Annotated in this window: 22 protein-coding genes and 1 riboswitch; of the genes, 14 read left to right on the top strand and 8 right to left on the bottom strand. The window is 74.2% G+C overall.

Going from position 1 to position 17692, the window contains the following annotated elements:
• Nucleotides 1-21: 21 nt before the first annotated feature.
• The 5 genes from L3i22_RS26845 to L3i22_RS26825 all read left to right on the top strand — a co-directional run bounded on the left by L3i22_RS26845 (nt 22) and on the right by L3i22_RS26825 (nt 4503).
• Nucleotides 22-750, top strand: coding sequence for a class I SAM-dependent methyltransferase (locus L3i22_RS26845; protein ID WP_221329705.1), 729 nt, complete (start codon nt 22-24; stop codon nt 748-750).
• On the top strand, nt 747-1382 hold the full coding sequence (locus tag L3i22_RS26840) for a class I SAM-dependent methyltransferase (protein WP_221329704.1): 636 nt from the start codon (nt 747-749) through the stop codon (nt 1380-1382). The genes L3i22_RS26845 and L3i22_RS26840 overlap by 4 nt, the downstream gene beginning before the upstream one ends.
• A gap of 70 nt (nt 1383-1452) precedes the next feature.
• Nucleotides 1453-1803 (top strand): DoxX family protein, encoded by a 351-nt coding sequence (locus L3i22_RS26835; RefSeq protein WP_221329703.1) that lies wholly within the window; start codon nt 1453-1455, stop codon nt 1801-1803.
• A gap of 51 nt (nt 1804-1854) precedes the next feature.
• On the top strand, nt 1855-3105 hold the full coding sequence (locus L3i22_RS26830) for an MFS transporter (protein ID WP_221329702.1): 1251 nt from the start codon (nt 1855-1857) through the stop codon (nt 3103-3105).
• An 18-nt stretch (nt 3106-3123) separates the two neighbouring features.
• Complete coding sequence (locus tag L3i22_RS26825; RefSeq protein WP_221329701.1) at nt 3124-4503, top strand: serine hydrolase; 1380 nt, start codon at nt 3124-3126, stop codon at nt 4501-4503.
• On the opposite strand, the gene L3i22_RS26820 is transcribed toward L3i22_RS26825, so the two are convergent.
• Nucleotides 4443-5318: a LysR family transcriptional regulator gene (locus L3i22_RS26820; RefSeq protein ID WP_255658716.1), complete on the bottom strand. Its 876-nt coding sequence runs from the start codon at nt 5316-5318 to the stop codon at nt 4443-4445. The two genes, L3i22_RS26825 and L3i22_RS26820, sit on opposite strands and share 61 nt — an antisense overlap.
• Nucleotides 5319-5410: 92 nt before the next feature.
• Between L3i22_RS26820 and L3i22_RS26815 the strand changes: the two genes are divergently transcribed.
• From L3i22_RS26815 to L3i22_RS26795, 5 genes are all read left to right on the top strand, one after another.
• Nucleotides 5411-6106, top strand: coding sequence for an SDR family oxidoreductase (locus L3i22_RS26815; protein WP_221329700.1), 696 nt, complete (start codon nt 5411-5413; stop codon nt 6104-6106).
• A gap of 75 nt (nt 6107-6181) precedes the next feature.
• Nucleotides 6182-6862 carry an alpha/beta fold hydrolase gene (locus tag L3i22_RS26810; RefSeq protein WP_221329699.1) on the top strand — a complete coding sequence of 227 codons (681 nt, stop codon included), beginning with the start codon at nt 6182-6184 and terminating at the stop codon, nt 6860-6862.
• 97 nt (nt 6863-6959) lie between these two features.
• Nucleotides 6960-7448, top strand: a complete 489-nt coding sequence (locus L3i22_RS26805; RefSeq protein WP_255658627.1) for an adenylate kinase — start codon at nt 6960-6962, stop codon at nt 7446-7448.
• A 53-nt stretch (nt 7449-7501) separates the two neighbouring features.
• Nucleotides 7502-8041 carry an RNA polymerase sigma factor gene (locus L3i22_RS26800; RefSeq protein ID WP_255658626.1) on the top strand — a complete coding sequence of 180 codons (540 nt, stop codon included), beginning with the start codon at nt 7502-7504 and terminating at the stop codon, nt 8039-8041.
• Nucleotides 8028-8615: a hypothetical protein gene (locus L3i22_RS26795; protein ID WP_221329698.1), complete on the top strand. Its 588-nt coding sequence runs from the start codon at nt 8028-8030 to the stop codon at nt 8613-8615. The genes L3i22_RS26800 and L3i22_RS26795 overlap by 14 nt, the downstream gene beginning before the upstream one ends.
• Here L3i22_RS26795 and L3i22_RS26790 read toward each other — a convergent pair.
• Together L3i22_RS26790 and L3i22_RS26785 are read right to left on the bottom strand one after the other, a co-directional pair.
• Nucleotides 8612-9268 (bottom strand): response regulator transcription factor, encoded by a 657-nt coding sequence (locus L3i22_RS26790; protein WP_221329697.1) that lies wholly within the window; start codon nt 9266-9268, stop codon nt 8612-8614. The genes L3i22_RS26795 and L3i22_RS26790 overlap by 4 nt on opposite strands.
• A complete protein-coding gene (locus tag L3i22_RS26785) occupies nt 9265-10428 on the bottom strand; it encodes a sensor histidine kinase (protein WP_255658714.1) in 1164 nt (387 codons plus the stop codon). The genes L3i22_RS26790 and L3i22_RS26785 overlap by 4 nt, the downstream gene beginning before the upstream one ends.
• 103 nt (nt 10429-10531) lie before the next feature.
• On the opposite strand from L3i22_RS26785, the gene L3i22_RS26780 reads away from it, so the two are divergent.
• Together L3i22_RS26780 and L3i22_RS26775 are read left to right on the top strand one after the other, a co-directional pair.
• Nucleotides 10532-11185, top strand: a complete 654-nt coding sequence (locus tag L3i22_RS26780; protein WP_221329695.1) for an ABC transporter ATP-binding protein — start codon at nt 10532-10534, stop codon at nt 11183-11185.
• Nucleotides 11185-13458, top strand: a complete 2274-nt coding sequence (locus L3i22_RS26775; RefSeq protein WP_221329694.1) for an FtsX-like permease family protein — start codon at nt 11185-11187, stop codon at nt 13456-13458. The genes L3i22_RS26780 and L3i22_RS26775 overlap by 1 nt, the downstream gene beginning before the upstream one ends.
• A 1-nt stretch (nt 13459) precedes the next feature.
• On the opposite strand, the gene L3i22_RS26770 is transcribed toward L3i22_RS26775, so the two are convergent.
• From L3i22_RS26770 to L3i22_RS26760, 3 genes are all read right to left on the bottom strand, one after another.
• A complete protein-coding gene (locus L3i22_RS26770) occupies nt 13460-13909 on the bottom strand; it encodes a MaoC family dehydratase (RefSeq protein WP_221329693.1) in 450 nt (149 codons plus the stop codon).
• Nucleotides 13910-13977: 68 nt separating this feature from the next.
• Complete coding sequence (locus L3i22_RS26765; protein ID WP_221329692.1) at nt 13978-14742, bottom strand: CbtA family protein; 765 nt, start codon at nt 14740-14742, stop codon at nt 13978-13980.
• On the bottom strand, nt 14733-14936 hold the full coding sequence (locus L3i22_RS26760; RefSeq protein WP_221329691.1) for a CbtB-domain containing protein: 204 nt from the start codon (nt 14934-14936) through the stop codon (nt 14733-14735). Before L3i22_RS26760 ends, L3i22_RS26765 begins: the two co-directional genes overlap by 10 nt.
• Before the next feature lie 58 nt (nt 14937-14994).
• A riboswitch (cobalamin riboswitch) is annotated at nt 14995-15069 on the bottom strand.
• Between the two features lie 41 nt (nt 15070-15110).
• On the opposite strand from L3i22_RS26760, the gene L3i22_RS26755 reads away from it, so the two are divergent.
• On the top strand, nt 15111-15629 hold the full coding sequence (locus tag L3i22_RS26755; protein ID WP_221329690.1) for a hypothetical protein: 519 nt from the start codon (nt 15111-15113) through the stop codon (nt 15627-15629).
• A gap of 40 nt (nt 15630-15669) precedes the next feature.
• On the opposite strand, the gene L3i22_RS26750 is transcribed toward L3i22_RS26755, so the two are convergent.
• On the bottom strand, nt 15670-16437 hold the full coding sequence (locus tag L3i22_RS26750; protein ID WP_221329689.1) for a hypothetical protein: 768 nt from the start codon (nt 16435-16437) through the stop codon (nt 15670-15672).
• Entirely contained in the window at nt 16427-16927 is a 501-nt protein-coding gene (locus tag L3i22_RS26745; RefSeq protein WP_221329688.1) for a sigma-70 family RNA polymerase sigma factor, read from the bottom strand. The genes L3i22_RS26750 and L3i22_RS26745 overlap by 11 nt, the downstream gene beginning before the upstream one ends.
• A 129-nt stretch (nt 16928-17056) precedes the next feature.
• Between L3i22_RS26745 and L3i22_RS26740 the strand changes: the two genes are divergently transcribed.
• Nucleotides 17057-17635 carry a TIGR03086 family metal-binding protein gene (locus tag L3i22_RS26740; RefSeq protein ID WP_255658625.1) on the top strand — a complete coding sequence of 193 codons (579 nt, stop codon included), beginning with the start codon at nt 17057-17059 and terminating at the stop codon, nt 17633-17635.
• Nucleotides 17636-17692 lie beyond the last annotated feature (57 nt).

Below are 17692 nucleotides of genomic sequence, written 5' to 3'. Positions count from 1 at the left end.
CCGCCGGGTTGGCTGTGGACCATGGCGCTCATCGCATACGACCGGGCCGACGCCGCCGCGTTCCAGGCCACCCGTCATCTCGGCGGCGACGCCCTCGCCGCCTGGCGTGACGCGATCACCCGGCACCTCGATCCACGGCCCGGGATGCGGCTGCTCGACCTGGGCTGCGGCACCGGGAGCTGGACGGCCGCGTTCCGCGCGTGGTGGCCCGGCACCGGGGTGGTGGCGGTCGAGCCGTCCGCGGCGATGCGGGAGCGGGCCGTCGCCGGCCCGATCCTGGCCGGGCACGCCGCGGATCTTCCGGTCGCGGACGCCAGTGTGGACGCGGTGTGGCTGTCCACGGTCATCCACCACGTCGCGGATCTGCCGGCCGCCGCCCGGGAGATCCGCCGGGTGCTGCGGCCGGGGGCGCCGGTCCTGATCCGGTCGGTGTTCCCGGGCCGGCACGAGGGGATCACGCTGTGCCGGTTCTGGCCGGAAACGATCACCGCGTTGAATACCGCGTATCCGAGTGTCGCGGCGATCGAGGAGGCGTTCGGGTGTCCGGCCGCGGCGCTGGAGCCGGTCCCGCAGGTGTCCGCGCCGTCGCTGGCCGAGGCGGCCGCCGGGCTGCGCCGGGAGGCGCACACGCTGCTGCGGCTGATCAGCGACGAGGCGTGGGCGGCCGGGCTCGAACGGTTGCACGCCGCGGCGGCCCAGGAGACCGGGCCGCAGGTGGACACGCTCGACCTGCTGGTGCTGCGCCCGTGAGCGCGGGATGGATCGCCGACACCCGGGTCTCCTATGACACCGTGGCCGGCAACTACGCCGACGTCGTACGCGAAGCCCTTGATTCTCAGCCGTTCCTGTCCGCGTCGGTGAGCCTGTTCGCGGACCTGGTGCGGGCCGCCGGGGACGGGCCGGCCGCCGACGTCGGCTGCGGGCCCGGCCAGGTCACCGCCCGGCTGCGCGGGCTCGGGGTGGACGCGTTCGGGATCGACCTGTCACCCGGGATGATCGACGTGGCCCGGCGCGATCATCCGGGGGTGCGGTTCGCGGTCGGCTCGATGACTGATCTGCCGCTCGCCGATCGCAGCGTCGCGGGGGTGCTGGCGTTCTGGTCGCTGATCCACGTGCCGGACGAGACGGTGCCGGCCGTGTTGGGGCACTTTCACCGCGTACTGCGGCCTGGGGGTCCGATTTTGATCGGGTTTCACCTGGGTGACCGGTCGACGCTGAAGACCTCGGGGTACGGCGGGCATCCGATGCGGGTCCAGGTGCACCGGCGCACGCTCGGCCGGGTGACGCAGTGGCTGCGCGAGGCCGGTTTCACGGTGACCGCCGAGCTCGCCTTCGACCTGGAAGACCCGCTCCCGGGTGCGGTTGTCATCGCCCGGCGGTAGGGCGGGTCACATTCGGTAGGCCTGTCTCGTCGATAGGGCAGACCCGTCGCCGACCGTCCCGGGAGTGCCGATGTTCGCTGCCTATGTCACGCTCACCGTCGTCGCCGCGTTCCTCGCCGGGAGCGCGGCGGTCACCTACCTGATCGGCCACGACTATCCGAAGGCCCAGGTCCGGATGAAGCGGCTGCCGATGTGGTGGATGCCGATGCTGGGCTCGGTGCTGGCCGCCGGCGCGATCGGGCTGCTCGCCGGCTTCGCCGTGCCGATCCTGGGAGTCCTGGCGGCGGCCGGCCTGGTCCTGTACTTCGTCGGCGCGCTGATCGCGCACCTGCGGGTGGGGTCACGCGATCTGGTCGGCTGGGCGGTCTTCGTCACCACCATGACCGCCACCCTGGTGGTCACCCTGATCCATCGCTGGTGATCCACCCGGTAGCCTGCGCACACCCAGGAACGACGACGACGGAAAATTGTGATGACCGAACCGCCGCCGTTGCGGAAGAACACCAAGTTCCAACTCCTCTGGATCGGCAGCGCCACCTCCGAGTTCGGTTCGCAGCTGACCCGGCTCGCGATGCCGCTGCTGGTGCTGGCCGTCACCGGCTCCCCGCTGTCGGCTGGCCTGGTGGCCGGCGCGCGCACCGCCGCGACGGTGCTGGCGCAGATGCCCGCCGGGGTGTGGGTCGACCGCTGGGATCGGCGGCGCACCCTGGTCACCGGCCAGCTGGTGCAGGCCGGCGCCGCCGCGGCGCTGGCCGCGCTGGTCGCCGCCGGGCACCCGCTGCTGTGGATGTTCCTGCTGCTCGCGGTCGTCGACGGGGTGTGCACGGCGTTCATCGGGCCGGCCCGGTCGATCGCGGTCCGGGGTGTGGTGCCGCCGGAGCAGCTGCGCGCGGCGTACGCGCAGGAGGAGGCGCGCACGCATGCCGCCTGGCTCGCCGGGCCGCCGGCCGGGGGCCTGCTGTTCGGGCTCGGCCACGCCGTCCCGTTCGTCGTGGACGCGGTGACGGTCCTGGTCTCCGCGGTGTGCACGGTGGCCGCCCGGGTGCCGCGCCGCCCGGCGATCGCCGCCGTACCGGCCGGCGACCCGGCGCCGGTCCGGCCGAGCATGGGCCGTGAGCTCGGCGCGGCCTTCCGCTGGTTCTGGCAGCAGCGCGGCCTGCGCGACGTGTCCGGCGCGGTGATGATGCTGAATCTGCTGGGCGGCGCGGCCATCCTGCCGCTGATCGTGCTGGTCGGTGAGCGCGGCGGCAACAGTGTGGTCACCGGCGCCGTGCTGGCCGCCTCCGGGATCGGCGGACTGGTCGGGGCGCTGATCTCGAACCGGACCGGGGCGCTGCTGCCGCCGGGCAAACTGCTGCTGGCCATCGTGACCATCTTCGGCGGCGCGGTGGCGCTGGAGACGTTGCCGTTCGGCAAGTGGTGGCCGATGATCCCGTTCGTCTGCATCTCGCTGTCGACGCCGGCGATCAACGTGGTGATGAACGCGGTGGTCACCCGGCTGGTGCCGGAGGAGATGCTGGGCCGGATGGACGCGGTGCTGACCGTGGTGGGGCGGTCGCTGGCGCCGCTGGGCCCGATCCTGGGCGGCTTCCTGGCGGCGACGCTGGGCGGGGCGGGCGCTCTGCTGTGCATCGGGGGCGGGTTGCTGCTGACCGCGGCGGTGGCGGCGAGCAGCCGGAGCCTGCGCGGCTTCACCGGCGAGCGGGCGGAGGTCGTGCTCTGAATCGGTAGGTTGGCGGGCATGCCATCGATCGCCGAAGAGCTGCTGCCCGAGACCCGCCGCGCCCTGCTGCACCGGCTCGCCACCGGCCAGGTCGACGGCCGGGCCCCGTCGATGGTCGCCGCGGTGGTCCGCGACGGCCGCCCCGCGTGGATCGGCGGTCGCGGCACGGTCGACGACGGCGCCGTGCCCGACGGTGACGTCCAGTACCGGATCGGCTCGATCACCAAGATGTTCCTGGCCGTGCTGGTGCTGCGCCTGCACGACGAGGGCCGGCTCGCCCTCACCGACCCCCTGGACACGCACCTGCCCGGCACCGCCGCGGGCCGGGCCACGATCGGCGGCCTGCTCGCGCACACCGCCGGGCTGGCCGCCGAGACCCCCGGCCCGTGGTGGGAGCGCACCCCGGGAACGCTGCGCCCCGGCCTGGCCGACGTCCTGGGCGACGACCCGCAGGTCCTCCCGGCCGGCACGCGCCACCACTACTCCAATCCCGGGTTCGCGCTGCTCGGCGCCCTGGTGGAACGGATCCACGGCCAGGCCTGGGCCGAGGTGCTGCACGCGCGGGTGCTGGCGCCGCTCGGGATGACCCGGACCACGCTGCTGCCGGTCGCGCCGCACGCCTCGGGCTGGGCGGTGCACCCGTGGGCGGACGTGCTGCTGCCGGAGCCCGCCGTGGACGCCGGCGCGATGGCGCCGGCCGGGCAGCTGTGGTCGACGGCGGCGGACCTGGCCCGGTTCACGGCGTTCCTGATCGACGGCGACGAGCGGATCCTGTCCCGCGACAGCCTGGTGCGGATGCGGGAGCCGGCGAGTCCGCCGGAGGCCGCCACCTGGGACACCGGGTACGGGCTCGGCACGCAGCTGCTGCGCCGCGACGGGCGGCTGCTGTCCGGGCACACCGGGTCGATGCCCGGTTTCCTCGCCACCGTGTGGATCAGCGCCGACGACGCCGTGGGCGCGGTCGTGCTGGCCAACGCGACGTCCGGCCCGGCCGTCGCGTGGATCGCCGCCGACCTGGTCAAGACGGTCGCTGAGCGGGAGCCGCGGATCCCGGCGCCGTGGCGGCCGCTGCCGGCGGTGGATCCGCGGGTCCTGGAGCTGGCCGGGCCGTGGTACTGGGGGCCGGCGCCGTTTGTGCTGCGGCCGCTGGCCGACGGTTTCCTGAGCCTGACCTCGCTGCCCGCCGGTGGGCGCGGCACCCGGCTGCGGCCGGCCGGGGACGGCGGCTGGGTGGGGCTCAACGGCTACTTCGCCGGGGAGCGGCTGCGGGTGGTGCGCGACGCGGCGGGCGCGGTCAGCCACCTCGATCTGGGGTCGTTCGTCTTCACCCGCCAGCCCTACGACCCGGCGGCGCCGATCCCCGGCGGTGTCGACCCGGCCGGCTGGCGGGCGGGCTGATCCGCGGCGAGGGCGGCGAACTCGGTGAGCAGCGGATCCCGGCGCGCGGCGACCCACGCCACGCACACCTGGTTGTCCGCGATGTCGTCGACCCGGGCGTAGGTGACGTCCGGCCGGGTGTAGAACGCGGCGGTCGACAGCGGCAGCACGACCACCCCGCGCCCGGCGGCCACGTGCTCGAGCTTCTCCTCCACGGCCGCGGCCGGCACCGGCGCGGCGGCCACCGTCGCCACGTCGCGCCATTCCGGGACCGCGGCCGGGTCCTGCAGCAGCCGTTCGGCGGCCAGGTCGGCGATCCGCACCGATTCCTTGCCGGCGAGCCGGTGCCCGGCCGGCAGCGCCACCACGCGCGGCTCGGTCAGCACCGGCCGTACGGTCAGCCCGCGCTGGTCGGCCGGCAGCCGCAGCAGGCTCACGTCGGCCCGCCCGTCGTGCAGGACGTCGACCTGGTCGTGCCAGCCGGTCCGCAGCACGTCGACGACCAGGCCGGGGTGCCGGTCGCGCAGGGCGCGCACGGCGTCGGTGACGGTCAGCCCGGGCATGAAGGCGACCACGAACCGGTCGGTGCCGCCGGCCGCCCGGGCGACCCGGCGGCGCAGCGCGTCGGCGGCGGCCAGCAGCGGTTCCGCGTCGGTGAGCAGTTGCCGGCCGGCGTCGGTCAGCTCGGTGGAGCGTTTGTCGCGCCGGAACAGTTCCGCGCGCAGCTCGGTCTCCAGGGCGCGGATCTGCCGGGACAGCACCGGCTGCGCGATGTGCAGCGCGGCGGCGGCCCGCCCGAAGTGCAGGTGCCGGGCGACCGCCACGAAGTAGCGCAGTTTGCGCAGGTCGACGTCGATGCCCTCAGGGTATTACAGGCGACCGGACAGGTCTTGGACGCGGACCCGCCGCCGGCCGCACCGTTGTCGGCATGAACATTGCGAAACAGCGAGTGGTCGTGCTCGGCGGAACCTCCGGCATCGGGTACGCGACCGCGCGAGCCGCCGTCGATCAGGGCGCCGAGGTCGTCGTGGTGTCCCGCGACGAGCGGCGGGTCCGGGACGCGGCCGCCCGGCTCGGCGTGACCGGGCTGACCGCCGACCTGGCGGGTCCGCCGGCGGACCTGTTCGACCGGATCGGCCCGTTCGACCATCTCGTCTACACCGCGGGCGGCCCGTTGTCGCTGATGCCGGTGACCGCGTTCGATCCGGTGGTGGCCCGGGAGTTCTTCGGGCTGCGCTATCTCGGGGCGCTCGCCGCCGTCCGTGCCGCGCTGCCGTGGCTGCGGCCGGGCGCCTCGATCACCCTGACCACCGGGACCGCCGCGGACCGGCCGACCCCGGGCTGGTCGGTCGCGGCGAGCGTCTGCGGCGCCGTCGACGCGCTGACCCGGGCGCTGGCGGTGGAGCTCGCCCCGATCCGGGTCAACGCCGTCAAACCGGGCGTGACCCGCTCCCCGATGTGGGGTGCCGACACCGGCGACTTCTTCGCCCGGGCGGGCGCGGCGGTGCCGCTGGGCCGGGTCGGTGAGGTCGGCGACGTGGCCGCCGCCTACCTGTACCTGATCGGGCAGCCGTTCACGACCGGCACGATCCTGACCGTCGACGGCGGGGCGCTGCTGGCCTGAGTCTCCGGTCGGCTGCCTACCCGCGTTCGGGCGACCGGGACCGGATGGACGGCGCGGATCGGCTACATTCCGGCCATGACGACGCGACTGGATGTCAATGGGGTAACCGTCGCCTACCAGACCGCCGGCGATCCCGGCAACCCGCCGATGGTGCTGTTGCACGGCCTCGGCGACAACCGCACCGACTGGGCGACCGTCCTGCCCGACCTGATCGAGACCCACTACGTCTACGCCCTGGACCTGCGCGGTCACGGCGACAGTTCCCGCCCGGGCAAGTACTCGTTCGAGCTGATGCGCGACGACGTGCTCGCCTTCCTCGACGCCACCGGCATCGACCGGTGTGTGCTGGTCGGCCATTCGATGGGCGGGGTGGTCGCCACCCTGCTGGCGCTGGCCGCGCCGGAACGGGTCACGCATCTGGTGCTGGAGGACAGCAGCGTGCCGCGTCCCGGTTCGATGCCCCGCCCGCCGTTGCGGCAGCCCGCCGAGCCGACCGGGTTCGACTTCGCCGCGGTCAACGCGATCCGCGCCCAGCTCAACGATCCGGATCCGGCCTGGTGGCAGGCGCTGTCCGGGCTGTCCGTCCCGACCCTGATCATCAGCGGGGCGGAGAGCCCGGTCCCGCACGAGCTGCTCGCCGACGCCGCCGCCCGCATCCCCGGCGCGATCCTCGCGTCGGTCACCGCCGGCCATCACGTCCACACCGAGCAGCCGACCGCGTTCATCACCGAGCTGCGCCGGTTCCTGAATCCCTGACCGCGGTGCCCGGAGGATCGCGAGATGATCTTCCGGGCGCGGTCGCGGCCGCGCGGCACGGAAGGCGACGACCATCAAACGCATTCTTGTGTACGGGGTGACCGGCTCCGGCAAGACCACCCTCGCCCGCCGGATCGGGCAGCGGACCGGCCTGCCCTGGCACGCCGTCGACGACCTGACCTGGGAACCGGGCTGGGTCGAGGTCCCCACCGCGGTGCAGCGGCAGCGGATCGCGGCGATCTGCGCCGGCGACGCGTGGGTGCTCGACAGCGCCTACCTGTCCTGGATCGACGTGCCGACGGCCCGCGCCGACCTGATCGTCTGCCTCGACTATCCGCGCCTGTTGTGCCTGTTCCGGTTGCTGCGGCGCAGCCTGACCAGCGCGGTGCGCCGCACCGAGATCTGCAACGGCAACACCGAGTCGCTGCGCGCACTGTTCACCCGCGACTCGATCGTCGTGCAGCAGTTCCGCTCGTTCCCCCGCAAACGGGCGCGGATGCGGGCGTGGCGCCACGACCCGGCGATGCCCCCGGTCGTGCTGCTGCGCTCCCCGCGAGCCACCCGGGCCTGGCTGACGTCGATGTAACACCACGGGCCGCCCGGCCCAAGTAGTGGTGTGAAGACATCGAAGGAGGCCCCGTGGACGACCCGTTCGAGGCGTTCTACCGGCAGCACATCGGGCCGGTCACCCGCTTCGTCGCCCGCCGCGTCGACGACCCGCACCTGGCCGCGGACCTGACCGCGGACGTGTTCGTCGCCGTGATCGAGTCCGCGCACACCTACCGCCCCGACCGGGGCAGCCGCACCGCCTGGCTGTACGGGGTCGCCCACCACGTGGTCGCCGCCGAGCACCGCCGGGCCCGCCGGGAGACCACCGCGACCCGCCGGGTCGCCGGCCGGCGGCTGCTCGATCCGGCCGACGTGGCCCGCATCGAGGAACGCATCGACGCCGAGGCGTCCGCCCGGCGCGTCTACCGGGCCCTGTCCGCGATCCCGGACGGCACCCGCCGCCTGCTCGAGCTCGTCGCCGTCGACGGCCTGCCGGTCGCCGACGCCGCGGCCGCGCTCGGCATGTCCCCGATCGCCGCCCGGGTCCGCCTGCACCGGGCCCGCCACCGGCTGCGCGAGCTGCTCACCGACGACATCCCGCTGGGAGGCACCACCCATGAGTACGCCTGAGACGTTCGAGGACCGCCTGCTCACCGCGCTGCGCCCGCTGGCCGCTCGGCAGGAGCACCTGGACCGGCTGACCGGCCCGCCCCCGCCGCCCGCGGTCACCCCGCGGCGCCGCACCCTGGCGCTGGCCGCCGCGGCGGTCCTGGTGGCCGCCGCGTCCGCGGTCACCGTGCCGCTGCTGCGCACCACGCCCGCGTACGCGGTGCAACGCGACCCGGACGGCTCGATCCGGATCACCATCCGCCAGTACACCGACGCCGCCGGCCTGCAGCGGCGCATCGCGTCGTTCGGGGTCCGGGCCGTCGTCGACTTCCTGCCGGCCCGCACCGTCTGCCAGGCCCCGCGCGCCGACTTCGTGCCGCCGCAGCGGATGCCACTGGGGCTGGTCGACTGGTCGACCCTGTCCGAACCCGATCACTACTTCAAGGTCCACCCGGAGTTCATCGGGCCGGGCCAGACGTTCGTCTACGCCGTCCAGATCGACAAGGGCAGCACCAGGGCCGCGATCCGGCTGGCCGACGGCCCGGTCGGCCGGTGCGTCCCGGTCCCCGGCGACACCCTGATCGCCGGTGGTTAGCCCGGGGTGACCAGCCCGGTGCGGTAGGCCAGCACGACCGCCTGGACCCGGTCGCGCAGCTGCAGTTTCGCCAGGATCCGGGCCACGTGCGTCTTCACCGTCGCCTCCGACAGGTGCAGCCGGGCGGCCAGCTCGGCGTTGCTCAGGCCGTGCGCGAGCAGCCGCAGGACCTCCCGTTCGCGCGGGGTCAGCACGGCCAGGTCCCGGTCCGCGCCGCCGGGCTCGCGGTGCGCGAACCGTTCGACCAGCCGCCGGGTGATCGCCGGGGCCAGCAGCGCGTCCCCGGCCCGGACCAGGCGCACCGCCGCCACCAGGTGTTCCGGGGTGACGTCCTTGAGCAGGAAGCCACTGGCCCCGGCGGTCAGCGCCGCGTACACGTAGTGGTCCAGGTCGAACGTGGTCAGCATGATCACCCGGGGTTCGCCGGGGGCGCCGGTCAGGATCCGCCGGGTCGCTTCGAGGCCGTCGAGCTCGGGCATCCGGATGTCCATCAGCACCACGTCCGGGCCGGTCGCGGCGACCGCGCGCACGGCCGCGTCCCCGTCGGCGGCCTCGGCGACCACGTCGATGCCGTCGGCGGTCAGGATCATCCGGAATCCGGCCCGGACCAGGGCCTGGTCGTCGGCGATCACCACCCGCGGGTTCCCGGTCACGCCGCCTCCACCGGGATCCGGGCGTCGACCCGGTAGCCGCCGGCCGGCCGTGGCCCGCTGTGCAGCGTGCCGCCGTAGACGGCGAGGCGTTCCCGCAGCCCGATCAGGCCGCGGCCGGCGCCGGCCGGGCCGCGCGGCGCCCCGCCGGTGTCGGTCACCCGGACCCGCAGCTGGTCCGGGCCGTAGTCGACGACCACGGCCGCGCTCGCCCCGGCGGCGTGCTTGACCGTGTTCGTCAACGCTTCCTGCACCACCCGGTAGGCGGCCAGTTCGACCCCGGCGGGCATCGGCCGGGGCCGTCCGGTGCGGGTCAGGGTGACCGGGACGCCGCTGCCGCTGAGCCGGTCGACGAGCGCGTCGAGCCGGTCGAGGCCGGGCTGCGGGGCCAGGTCGCCGGTGTCGTCCGGGGCGAGCAGGCCCATCACGTGCCGCAGCTCGGTCATCGCGGCCCGGCCGCCGGCCTCGATCGCGAGCAGCGCCTCCCGGGCCTGTTCCGGGGCGCCGTCGAGGACTTTGCGGGCCGCCCCCGCCTGGATGATCATCATGCTGACGTGGTGGGTGACGACGTCGTGCAGTTCCCGGGCGATCCGGGCCCGTTCGTGCTCGGCGGCGTGCCGCAGCGCGACCGCCCGCTGCCCGGCCCGCAGCCGCCAGCGGCGCAGCCCGTCGGCGGCGACCGCGAGCGCGCCCAGCACCAGCACCGGCACCACCTCGGGCGGCACGGTCGGCGCCCCGTCCTGCAGCCCGGCGTACAGCACCGCGCCGGCGCCGAGACCGGCCAGCGCGGGGATCCGGTACGGGCTGTAGACCGCCGCCGTGTACGCGGCGATCACGCACGCGTAGAACGACACCCGCAGCGCCGCGTCGTTGCCGGCCACGAACGGCGCCGTCGCCAGCACCGCCGCCAGCCCGGCCAGGGGGTAGCGGCGCCGCACGCACAGCGGCACCACGACCAGCACCAGCACCCAGCCGCTCTGATGCTGCTCGATCGGCGGGAACAGCGGCCCGGCGACCCGCGGCGTCTGCTGCGGCTGCGGCGCGTCGCCGCTGCCGGCCAGCACCGCGGCCCCGAGCAGTGTCACGGCCAGGAGCACGTCGAAGACCTGGCCGCGCCACGACAGCGGGGGCAGGCTCCCGGACCGGCGCAGCAACCCGTTCATCACCGGGCCATTATCGGCGCCGGTCCATGCCGGTGGCATCCGCCGCAGGACTACACAGAAGTGATGACGCGCCCGCCCCCGGTGCGCTCCTACCGTCGACGGCATGATCGAGCTGAGTGGGGTGAGCCGGGCCTACGACGACGGGCCGCCGGCGCTGCGGGACGTGTCGCTGACCATCGCCGCCGGGGAGGCGGTCGCGGTCCTGGGCCCGTCCGGCAGCGGCAAGTCGACCCTGTTGAACCTGGTCGCCGGCCTGGACCGGCCGTCGGGCGGGACCGTGACGGTCGACGGGGTCCGCGTCGACGAACTGGGCGAGGCCGGGTCGGCGCGCTATCGCCGTACGAAAATCGGCCTGGTCTTTCAGTTTTTTCATCTGCTCGATGATCTGACCGTGGCCGACAACGTGATGCTGCCGGCGCAGCTGGGCGGGATGCCGCGCGGCACGGCCCGCCGTCGTGCCGCCGAACTGCTGGAGGTGCTCGGCGTCGGCCGGCACGCGGGCACGTATCCGGGCCGGTTGTCCGGCGGGGAGCGGCAGCGGGTCGCGGTGGCGCGGGCGCTGATGAACCGGCCGGCGCTGCTGCTGGCCGACGAGCCGACCGGCGCCCTGGACTCGGCGTCGGGGCAGGACGTGCGCAATCTGCTGAACGAGTTGCGGGCCGGCGGGCAGACGATCGTCATGGTCACCCATGATCTGGGGCTGGCGCGGGCCTGCGCGACCCGCACGATCCGCCTGGTCGACGGGCAGGTCGCCTGATGGGCGCGCTGGGCCGGGTGGTCCGCGCCGGCGTGGGCCGCCGGCGGACGCAGACCGTCGTCGTCGGGCTGGTCGTGCTGATCGCGGTGACCGCGTCGGTGCTCGGCGCGACCCTGCTGGTCGCCTCGGACGCGCCGTTCGACCGGGCGTTCGAGCAGCAGCACGGCGCACACCTGACCGCCGCGTTCACCGCCGGCTCCGCGCAGGTCACCGCGACCGCACACACCGGCGGGGCGAGCGCGGCGGCCGGGCCGTTCCCGATCGCGGCAATCCACCCGGTCGACGACCACGGCCAGCCGTTGCCGCAGGTCACCGTCGTCGGCCGGGCCGATCCGGGCGGACCGGTCGACGAGCTCACCCTGCTCGACGGGCGGTGGGCGAGCCGGCCGGGCGAGCTCGTCCTGAACAGCGACGGCCGGTTCCGCGGCAACTCCCGGGCGATCGGCCGCGCGTGGACGGTGCCGGACCTGCCCGGCAGTCCGACTCTGACCATCGTCGGGGTGGCCCGGTCGATCAGCGAGACCGCCGGCGGCTGGGTCGTCCCCGGGCAGATCAGCGCCCCGGCCGGCTACCAGATGCTGTACCGGTTCCCCGGCGGTCAGGTCGACGCCGGCCTCGCGGCGATCACGGCGAGTGTCCCCGCCGGGACGCTGACCTCGGCCCGGTCGTGGCAGGACACCCGGCGGGCCGCGGCCGGCAACACCGCCCTGTTCGTGCCGTTCCTGATCGCGTTCGGGGTCCTCGGCCTGGTGATGGCGGTGCTGATCGTCGGCACCGTGGTCGCCGGGGCGGTCAGCGCCGGCACCCGCCGCATCGGCATCCTCAAGGCGCTCGGCTTCACCCCGCGGCAGGTCGTGCTGGCCTACCTGAGCCAGGCGCTGCTCCCGGCCACGGCCGGGGCGATCCTCGGGCTGGCCGCCGGCGCTCTGCTCGCCCGGAGCCTGCTGGCAAAGACCAACGACATCTACGGTACGACCGATGCCGGCGTCGCGCCGTGGGCGGCCGGCGGCGTGCTCGCCGTGATCCTCGGCCTGGTCGCGGTGACCGCCTGGGTGGCCGCGTCGCGGGCCGGCCGGCTGCGGACCGTCGACGCGCTCGCCGCCGGCCGCACCCCGTCGCCGGGGCGTGGCCGGTGGGCGGCCCGGCTGACCGGGCGGCTGCCGCTGCCCAGGCCGGTGACGCTGGGGCTGGCGCACCCGTTCGCCCGGCCGGTCCGCTCGGTGACGATCGTCGCGGCGATCGGGTTCGGGGCGGCCGCGGTCACGTTCGCGGCCGGGCTCGCCGCGTCGCTCACCGAGATCCAGGCCGCCGGCGACCACGGCGACGTGCAGGTGATCGGCGGCCCGCACCGGCCCGCGGGCGGCCTCGACGCGGCCGCGATCGCCGCGACGATCGCCGCGCAGCCCGGGACGGCCGGCTCCTGCGCGGTGGCGAGCACGCGGGTGGGTGTCACCGGGCTCGCCGACGAGTTGGAGACGCTGGCCGGCAGCGGGCAGCGGTGCTCGTACGGCTATCGCCTGGTCGCCGGGTCCTGGTACACCGGGCCGGGCCAGATCGTGGTCGCGACCCCGTTCCTGACCGCGACCGGCAAGCGGGTCGGCGACACGGTGACGCTGACCTTCGAGGGCCGGCCGGTGAGCGCCCGGATCGCCGGGGAGGTGTTCGACACCGAGAACGACGGCCTGCAGATCCTCACCGCCGCCGCCACCCTGGGATCGGTCGAACCGGATCAGTTCGACGTGCTCGTGACGGCGGGCACCGACGTCGACGCGTACGCGAAAGCCCTGAATGTGGCCCTGCAGCCGCTGAGCGTGCAGGCGATGCCGGTCGACCGCGGCACCGCGAGCCTGATCCTGACCATCAACGCCCTGGCCGGCCTGCTGACCGTGCTGCTGATCGTCGTCGCCGCCCTCGGCGTGCTCAACACCGTCGTCCTGGAGACCCGCGAACGCGTCCACGACCTGGGTGTGCACAAGGCGCTCGGGATGGCGCCGCGGCAGACGATCGCGATGGTCGTCGCGTCGGTCGTCGTCCTCGGCGTGGCCGGGGGCCTGGCCGGCACCCCGGCGGGCGTGCTGCTGCAACGCGCCATCGTGACCCGGATGGGCGACACCGCCGGTTTCCGGCTGCCGGCGTCGGTCCTGGACGTCTACCGGCCCGGGCAGCTGCTGCTGTTCGCCGCCGGCGGCCTGCTGATCGCGGTGGCCGGTGCGCTGCTGCCGGCCGGGTGGGCGGCCCGGACCAGCACCGCGGCCGCGCTGCGCACCGAATAGCTCACTCGTAGAGGGCCAGGATCTGGTCGGCGACACACGCCGGGCGGCGCTCGCCCTCGATCTCGGCGGTCGTCCGCAGGATCAGGCGGGCGCCGCCGCCGAGGCGCCGCGCCTCCAGCAGCCGGACCTTGCCGCGCAGCCGGGCCCCGCACCGCACCGGGCTCTGGAACCGGACCCGGTCGAACCCGCCGTTGACGACGAACGTGACGCTCTCCACCTGCAGCACCTCGGTCAGGAACGTCATGCACAGCGACAGGGTCAGCGCGCCGTGCGCGATCGTCGAGCCGAACGGGCCGTCCTTGGCGGCGCGTTCCGGGTCGGTGTGGATCCACTGGTGATCACCGGTGATCCGGGCGAACCCGTCGATCCGGTCCTGGTCGACCAGATGCCAGTCACTGGTGCCCAGCTCGTCGTGGCCGAGCAGGTCGTCGAGGCTCGTGAACCGGGGCATCGTCCCACCCTATGTACGCGCAAAACGCCGCGCGAGTCCCCTCGCGCGGCGTTGCGGTGGATCAAGGGTCAGGCGTCGGCGGTCACGGTGGTGTCCGCGGTGACCGCCGGGTTCGCGGCACTGCCCGCCAGCCGGCTGAGCAGGCCGGCGAACGCCAGCCCGAGCACCGTCCACAGGATGGCCTGGGTGCCCAGCGACGCGATCCGGAACTTCCACAGCAGCACCGCCGGGAACGTGGCCGGAACCTCGTTGACCGTCGGCAGCAGCAGGTAGGCGACCGTCACCACGACCAGGAACCCGGCCAGGCCGGCGGTGGCCCGCCGCCACTCGTGCGTCTGCGTCCGGGCGGCCAGCACCCCGGCCCAGACCGCGACCAGCCCGAGGGCCAGTACCGCCAGGTAGCTGATCGTCCGCTGGTTGATCGTGGCCGGGTCACCGACCGCGGGCGGATTCGGCGGATACTTCAGGAACGGCACCAGCACGATCCCGACCAGGGCGGCCCCGGCGAGCCCGAACGCGGCCCGGGTGTCGCTGCCGGTGCGCAGCCGCCGCCGCAGCAGCGTGTAGCCGGTCGCGAGGAAACCACCCATCGCGATCCCGTACAGGCCGGTCGCCAGGATCAGCCCGACGTGTTTCTGCGTGTCCCGGCTGACCAGTTCCTCACCGCCGCCGGCCTCGCCGTGGGCGAGCGCGTTCTGCTCCTCGATCGAGATCGCCGCGTCGATGCGGGGCTCCCCGGCGAAGTACGCGAACGTACCGGCGAGCACCCCCGCGATCAGACCGGCCAGCAACCCGGCGATCAGCAGCCGCCCGAAGCTGAGTCTCAGTGGCACGGCACACCCAGCAGGTGCCGGCCGTCGTGCATCAGCTCGTGCATGTACATGCCGCTGCGCGACAACGCGCCCTGGTCGAACGCGACCAGGTAGGCGAGGGCGAGCAGCAGCACCACGACACCGGCCGCGGTGAGCAGCAGGCGCGGGGAGACCACCGGAAGGGCGAGCGGCCGAACGGACTGGGCCTTGGGCATGGCGATATCAACCTCCTACGGGATGACGCGTCCCGTCGTACAGGCTGCGGACACGTGAGCGTCCTGACTCACCGACCCCGCGGGCGGAGGCGGTTCACAGTGGCGCGACCGCACCGGAATCTCACCGGTTTCCCTCACGACGCCGCAGATGGCCTCCACAAACTAACCGTCGCCGTGGCAGCGGCACAACCGGCCGCCGACATTCACTCCTGCCTGTCCGCCGGCCCGGGCGCCGAGGATGTGGCTGGTGTGGTCGGTGATGGCGCCGAGCCCGATTCCCCGGCGCCCCGCCCCCAGGTGATCAACGTCTCGCCGATGATCAACTTCAGATCAACACCGACAACCCCTTCGCCGTACGCCGTCAGCACCGCCCGCGCTAACTTGGCGATCATGACAACGATGGAACTGGCCACCTTCCGCATCCACGACGGCGCCGAAGAAGCCCTGCTGGCCGAACGCCCTGCCATGCTCGCCGCCCTGCGCACCGCCCACCCGGCCTGCCTCGCCGCCTACCTCACCAAGAACGACGACGGCACCTGGACCGACATCATCCTGTGGCGCACCCGCACCGACGCCGACGAATCCGCCCGCACGATCATGGACATCCCCGAGTGCGCCGCCTGGTTCCGCCACCTCAGCGAAACCCTGAGCATGCGCCACGCCGACGTCACCCACGCCTGGCCCACCCACTGACCGCATCGCGGGTGCCGCCGCCACCCGCGATGCGCCGTATTCAGGGCCGCCAGGCCACCAGCCGCTGCCCGGCCTTCTTCGCCAGCGACTGCACCGTCGGCAGATACGACGCCAGCGGCAGATACCCGTCACTCTCCACCAGCGTCACCGCATCCCCCACCCGCACCACGATCAGATACGTCTTGCGCATACTGTCCCCGTCACCCTTGACGGTCCCCAGCACCACCGAATCGTCCCCGTACCCCGGCGACCGGACGACCCGGTAGCGCTCACACACCTGCGCCGCCGCCCGCACCTCGGCCAGGAACCGCACCGCCCCGTCCCCCCGATACACCGACACCGTGTTCACCACCGCGTCGTCCGGCGCCAGCCCCGCATGCGACGACATCCGGGCCACGGTCCGCACCGACGCCCGCACCGCCGCCTGACTCTCACTCGGATAGTCCGCCCGATCACACAACACCGGCGGCGGCAACGCCGCACCCAGCCGCTCGAACTCACCGGGCTTCGCGTGCGCGTCCTCCGCGGTCAGCAACGCCACCGCCGGAATCGAGGTCGGCAACGGCCGCACCGCCGTCGCCGACACCGACGGCGGCGCCACCGGCAACCCCCGCTCCCCGTCCGCCAGCACCAGCCGCGCCCCGACACTCACCCCGGCCACCAGCACCGCCACCCCCACCACACCGGCCGCCCCGCGCACCGCCGAACGCCGCCCGGCCCGCCGCCGCACCTCCGCCGCCCCGGCCAGCCGCGCCCGCCCCGCATCCCGCGCCAGCGCCGCGAACGCCTCATCCCACTCACTCGACATCAGCAACCTCCTTCACCGGATCGGTCAGCAACACGGCCATCTCCACCCGGCCACGCCGCAACCACGACGTGACCGTGCCGACCGCGACCCCGGTCTCCGCCGCGATCACCGCCACCGGCAGATCGAACAGGTAATGCAACGCCAGCGCCTGCCGCAGATGCACCGGCAGCCGCCGCAACGCCGCGGTCACCACCACCGCGTCCTCCGCCGGCGGCCGCACCGGCTCCGGCAGCCCACTGCGGGTCAACGCCAGCCACCAGCCCGACAACCGCCGATGCCGATCCGTCGCCAGCCGCGCCATCACCAGACGGATCCACGCCTCCGGCGCCGGATGCGCCACCACCCGCCGCCACTGCTGCCACGCCCTGGTGTACGCCTCCTGAACCAGGTCCTGCGCCTCGGCCAGCTCGCCGGTCAGCGCATACCCGTACCGCAGCATCCGCACCGAAGTGTCCCGATAGAACTCGTCAAACGCGGAGGCATCGCGCATACCGCTCCCCCGCCCGATCGGTCATCATGCCCAGGTAACGGCCGGCAACCCGGAAATGCTGCACCCCGCCGTCCACCATCCGGGTGGCGAACCGCGAAACCCGCCCGCACCCTGTCATACCCTGTCCGGGTGTCCACAGAGATGAGCGACAAGCTAGCCACCGCCTCGGCCGCCGTCGCCGGTCTGGTCGCCGCCGTCCGCGACGACCAGCTCGACCAGGCCACGCCCTGCACCGCATTCCGGGTCCGGGACCTGCTCAACCACCTCATCCAGGTCGTCCACAACTTCCAGGCCCTCGCCCGCCGCGACGACGTCGACTGGACACCGCGCCCCGACCAGCTCACCGGCGACTGGCGCACCGCGTTCGCCGCCGACACCAGCCGCCTCGTCGACGCCTGGTCCGACCCCGACAGCCTCGACGGCACCTCACCCGGCATGGGCCTGCCCCAGCGCACCGTCGGCCAGATGGTCCTCGGCGACCTCGTCGTGCACGGCTGGGACCTCGCCCGCGGCACCGGCCAGGACTACCACGTCGACCCCACCCTGATCCCCGCCGTCCGCGAATTCCTCGACACCATGATCGACACCGGCCGGAAGATGGGCGCCTTCGGCGACCCCGTCCACTGCCCACCCGACGCCGGCGCCTTCGACGAACTCCTCGCCCTCACCGGCCGCGACCCCGGCTGGCTGCTACAGTCCCAGCCGTGAAGACCAGCGCGAACCTCTGGTGGCCCGCCTCCTAGGCGGCCCCAGCCAGCGCACCCA

It is taken from the genome of Actinoplanes sp. L3-i22 (genome assembly GCF_019704555.1).
Classification (GTDB): Bacteria; Actinomycetota; Actinomycetes; order Mycobacteriales; family Micromonosporaceae; genus Actinoplanes.
The sequence above is the reverse complement of the archived record's forward strand: the minus strand, read 5'-3'. Positions and strand labels throughout refer to the sequence as shown.

Excerpts from the sequence above, each read along its gene's own strand:
- L3i22_RS26845 (WP_221329705.1), top strand. The coding sequence starts at position 22 with ATGGCGCTCATCGCATACGACCGGGCCGACGCCGCCGCGTTCCAGGCC.
- L3i22_RS26835 (WP_221329703.1), top strand. The coding sequence starts at position 1,453 with ATGTTCGCTGCCTATGTCACGCTCACCGTCGTCGCCGCGTTCCTCGCC.
- L3i22_RS26830 (WP_221329702.1), top strand. The coding sequence starts at position 1,855 with ATGACCGAACCGCCGCCGTTGCGGAAGAACACCAAGTTCCAACTCCTC.
- L3i22_RS26825 (WP_221329701.1), top strand. The coding sequence starts at position 3,124 with ATGCCATCGATCGCCGAAGAGCTGCTGCCCGAGACCCGCCGCGCCCTG.
- L3i22_RS26815 (WP_221329700.1), top strand. The coding sequence starts at position 5,411 with ATGAACATTGCGAAACAGCGAGTGGTCGTGCTCGGCGGAACCTCCGGC.
- L3i22_RS26810 (WP_221329699.1), top strand. The coding sequence starts at position 6,182 with ATGACGACGCGACTGGATGTCAATGGGGTAACCGTCGCCTACCAGACC.
- L3i22_RS26795 (WP_221329698.1), top strand. The coding sequence starts at position 8,028 with ATGAGTACGCCTGAGACGTTCGAGGACCGCCTGCTCACCGCGCTGCGC.
- L3i22_RS26785 (WP_255658714.1), bottom strand. The coding sequence starts at position 10,428 with ATGAACGGGTTGCTGCGCCGGTCCGGGAGCCTGCCCCCGCTGTCGTGG.
- L3i22_RS26780 (WP_221329695.1), top strand. The coding sequence starts at position 10,532 with ATGATCGAGCTGAGTGGGGTGAGCCGGGCCTACGACGACGGGCCGCCG.
- L3i22_RS26775 (WP_221329694.1), top strand. The coding sequence starts at position 11,185 with ATGGGCGCGCTGGGCCGGGTGGTCCGCGCCGGCGTGGGCCGCCGGCGG.
- L3i22_RS26770 (WP_221329693.1), bottom strand. The coding sequence starts at position 13,909 with ATGCCCCGGTTCACGAGCCTCGACGACCTGCTCGGCCACGACGAGCTG.
- L3i22_RS26760 (WP_221329691.1), bottom strand. The coding sequence starts at position 14,936 with ATGCCCAAGGCCCAGTCCGTTCGGCCGCTCGCCCTTCCGGTGGTCTCC.
- L3i22_RS26750 (WP_221329689.1), bottom strand. The coding sequence starts at position 16,437 with ATGTCGAGTGAGTGGGATGAGGCGTTCGCGGCGCTGGCGCGGGATGCG.
- L3i22_RS26745 (WP_221329688.1), bottom strand. The coding sequence starts at position 16,927 with ATGCGCGATGCCTCCGCGTTTGACGAGTTCTATCGGGACACTTCGGTG.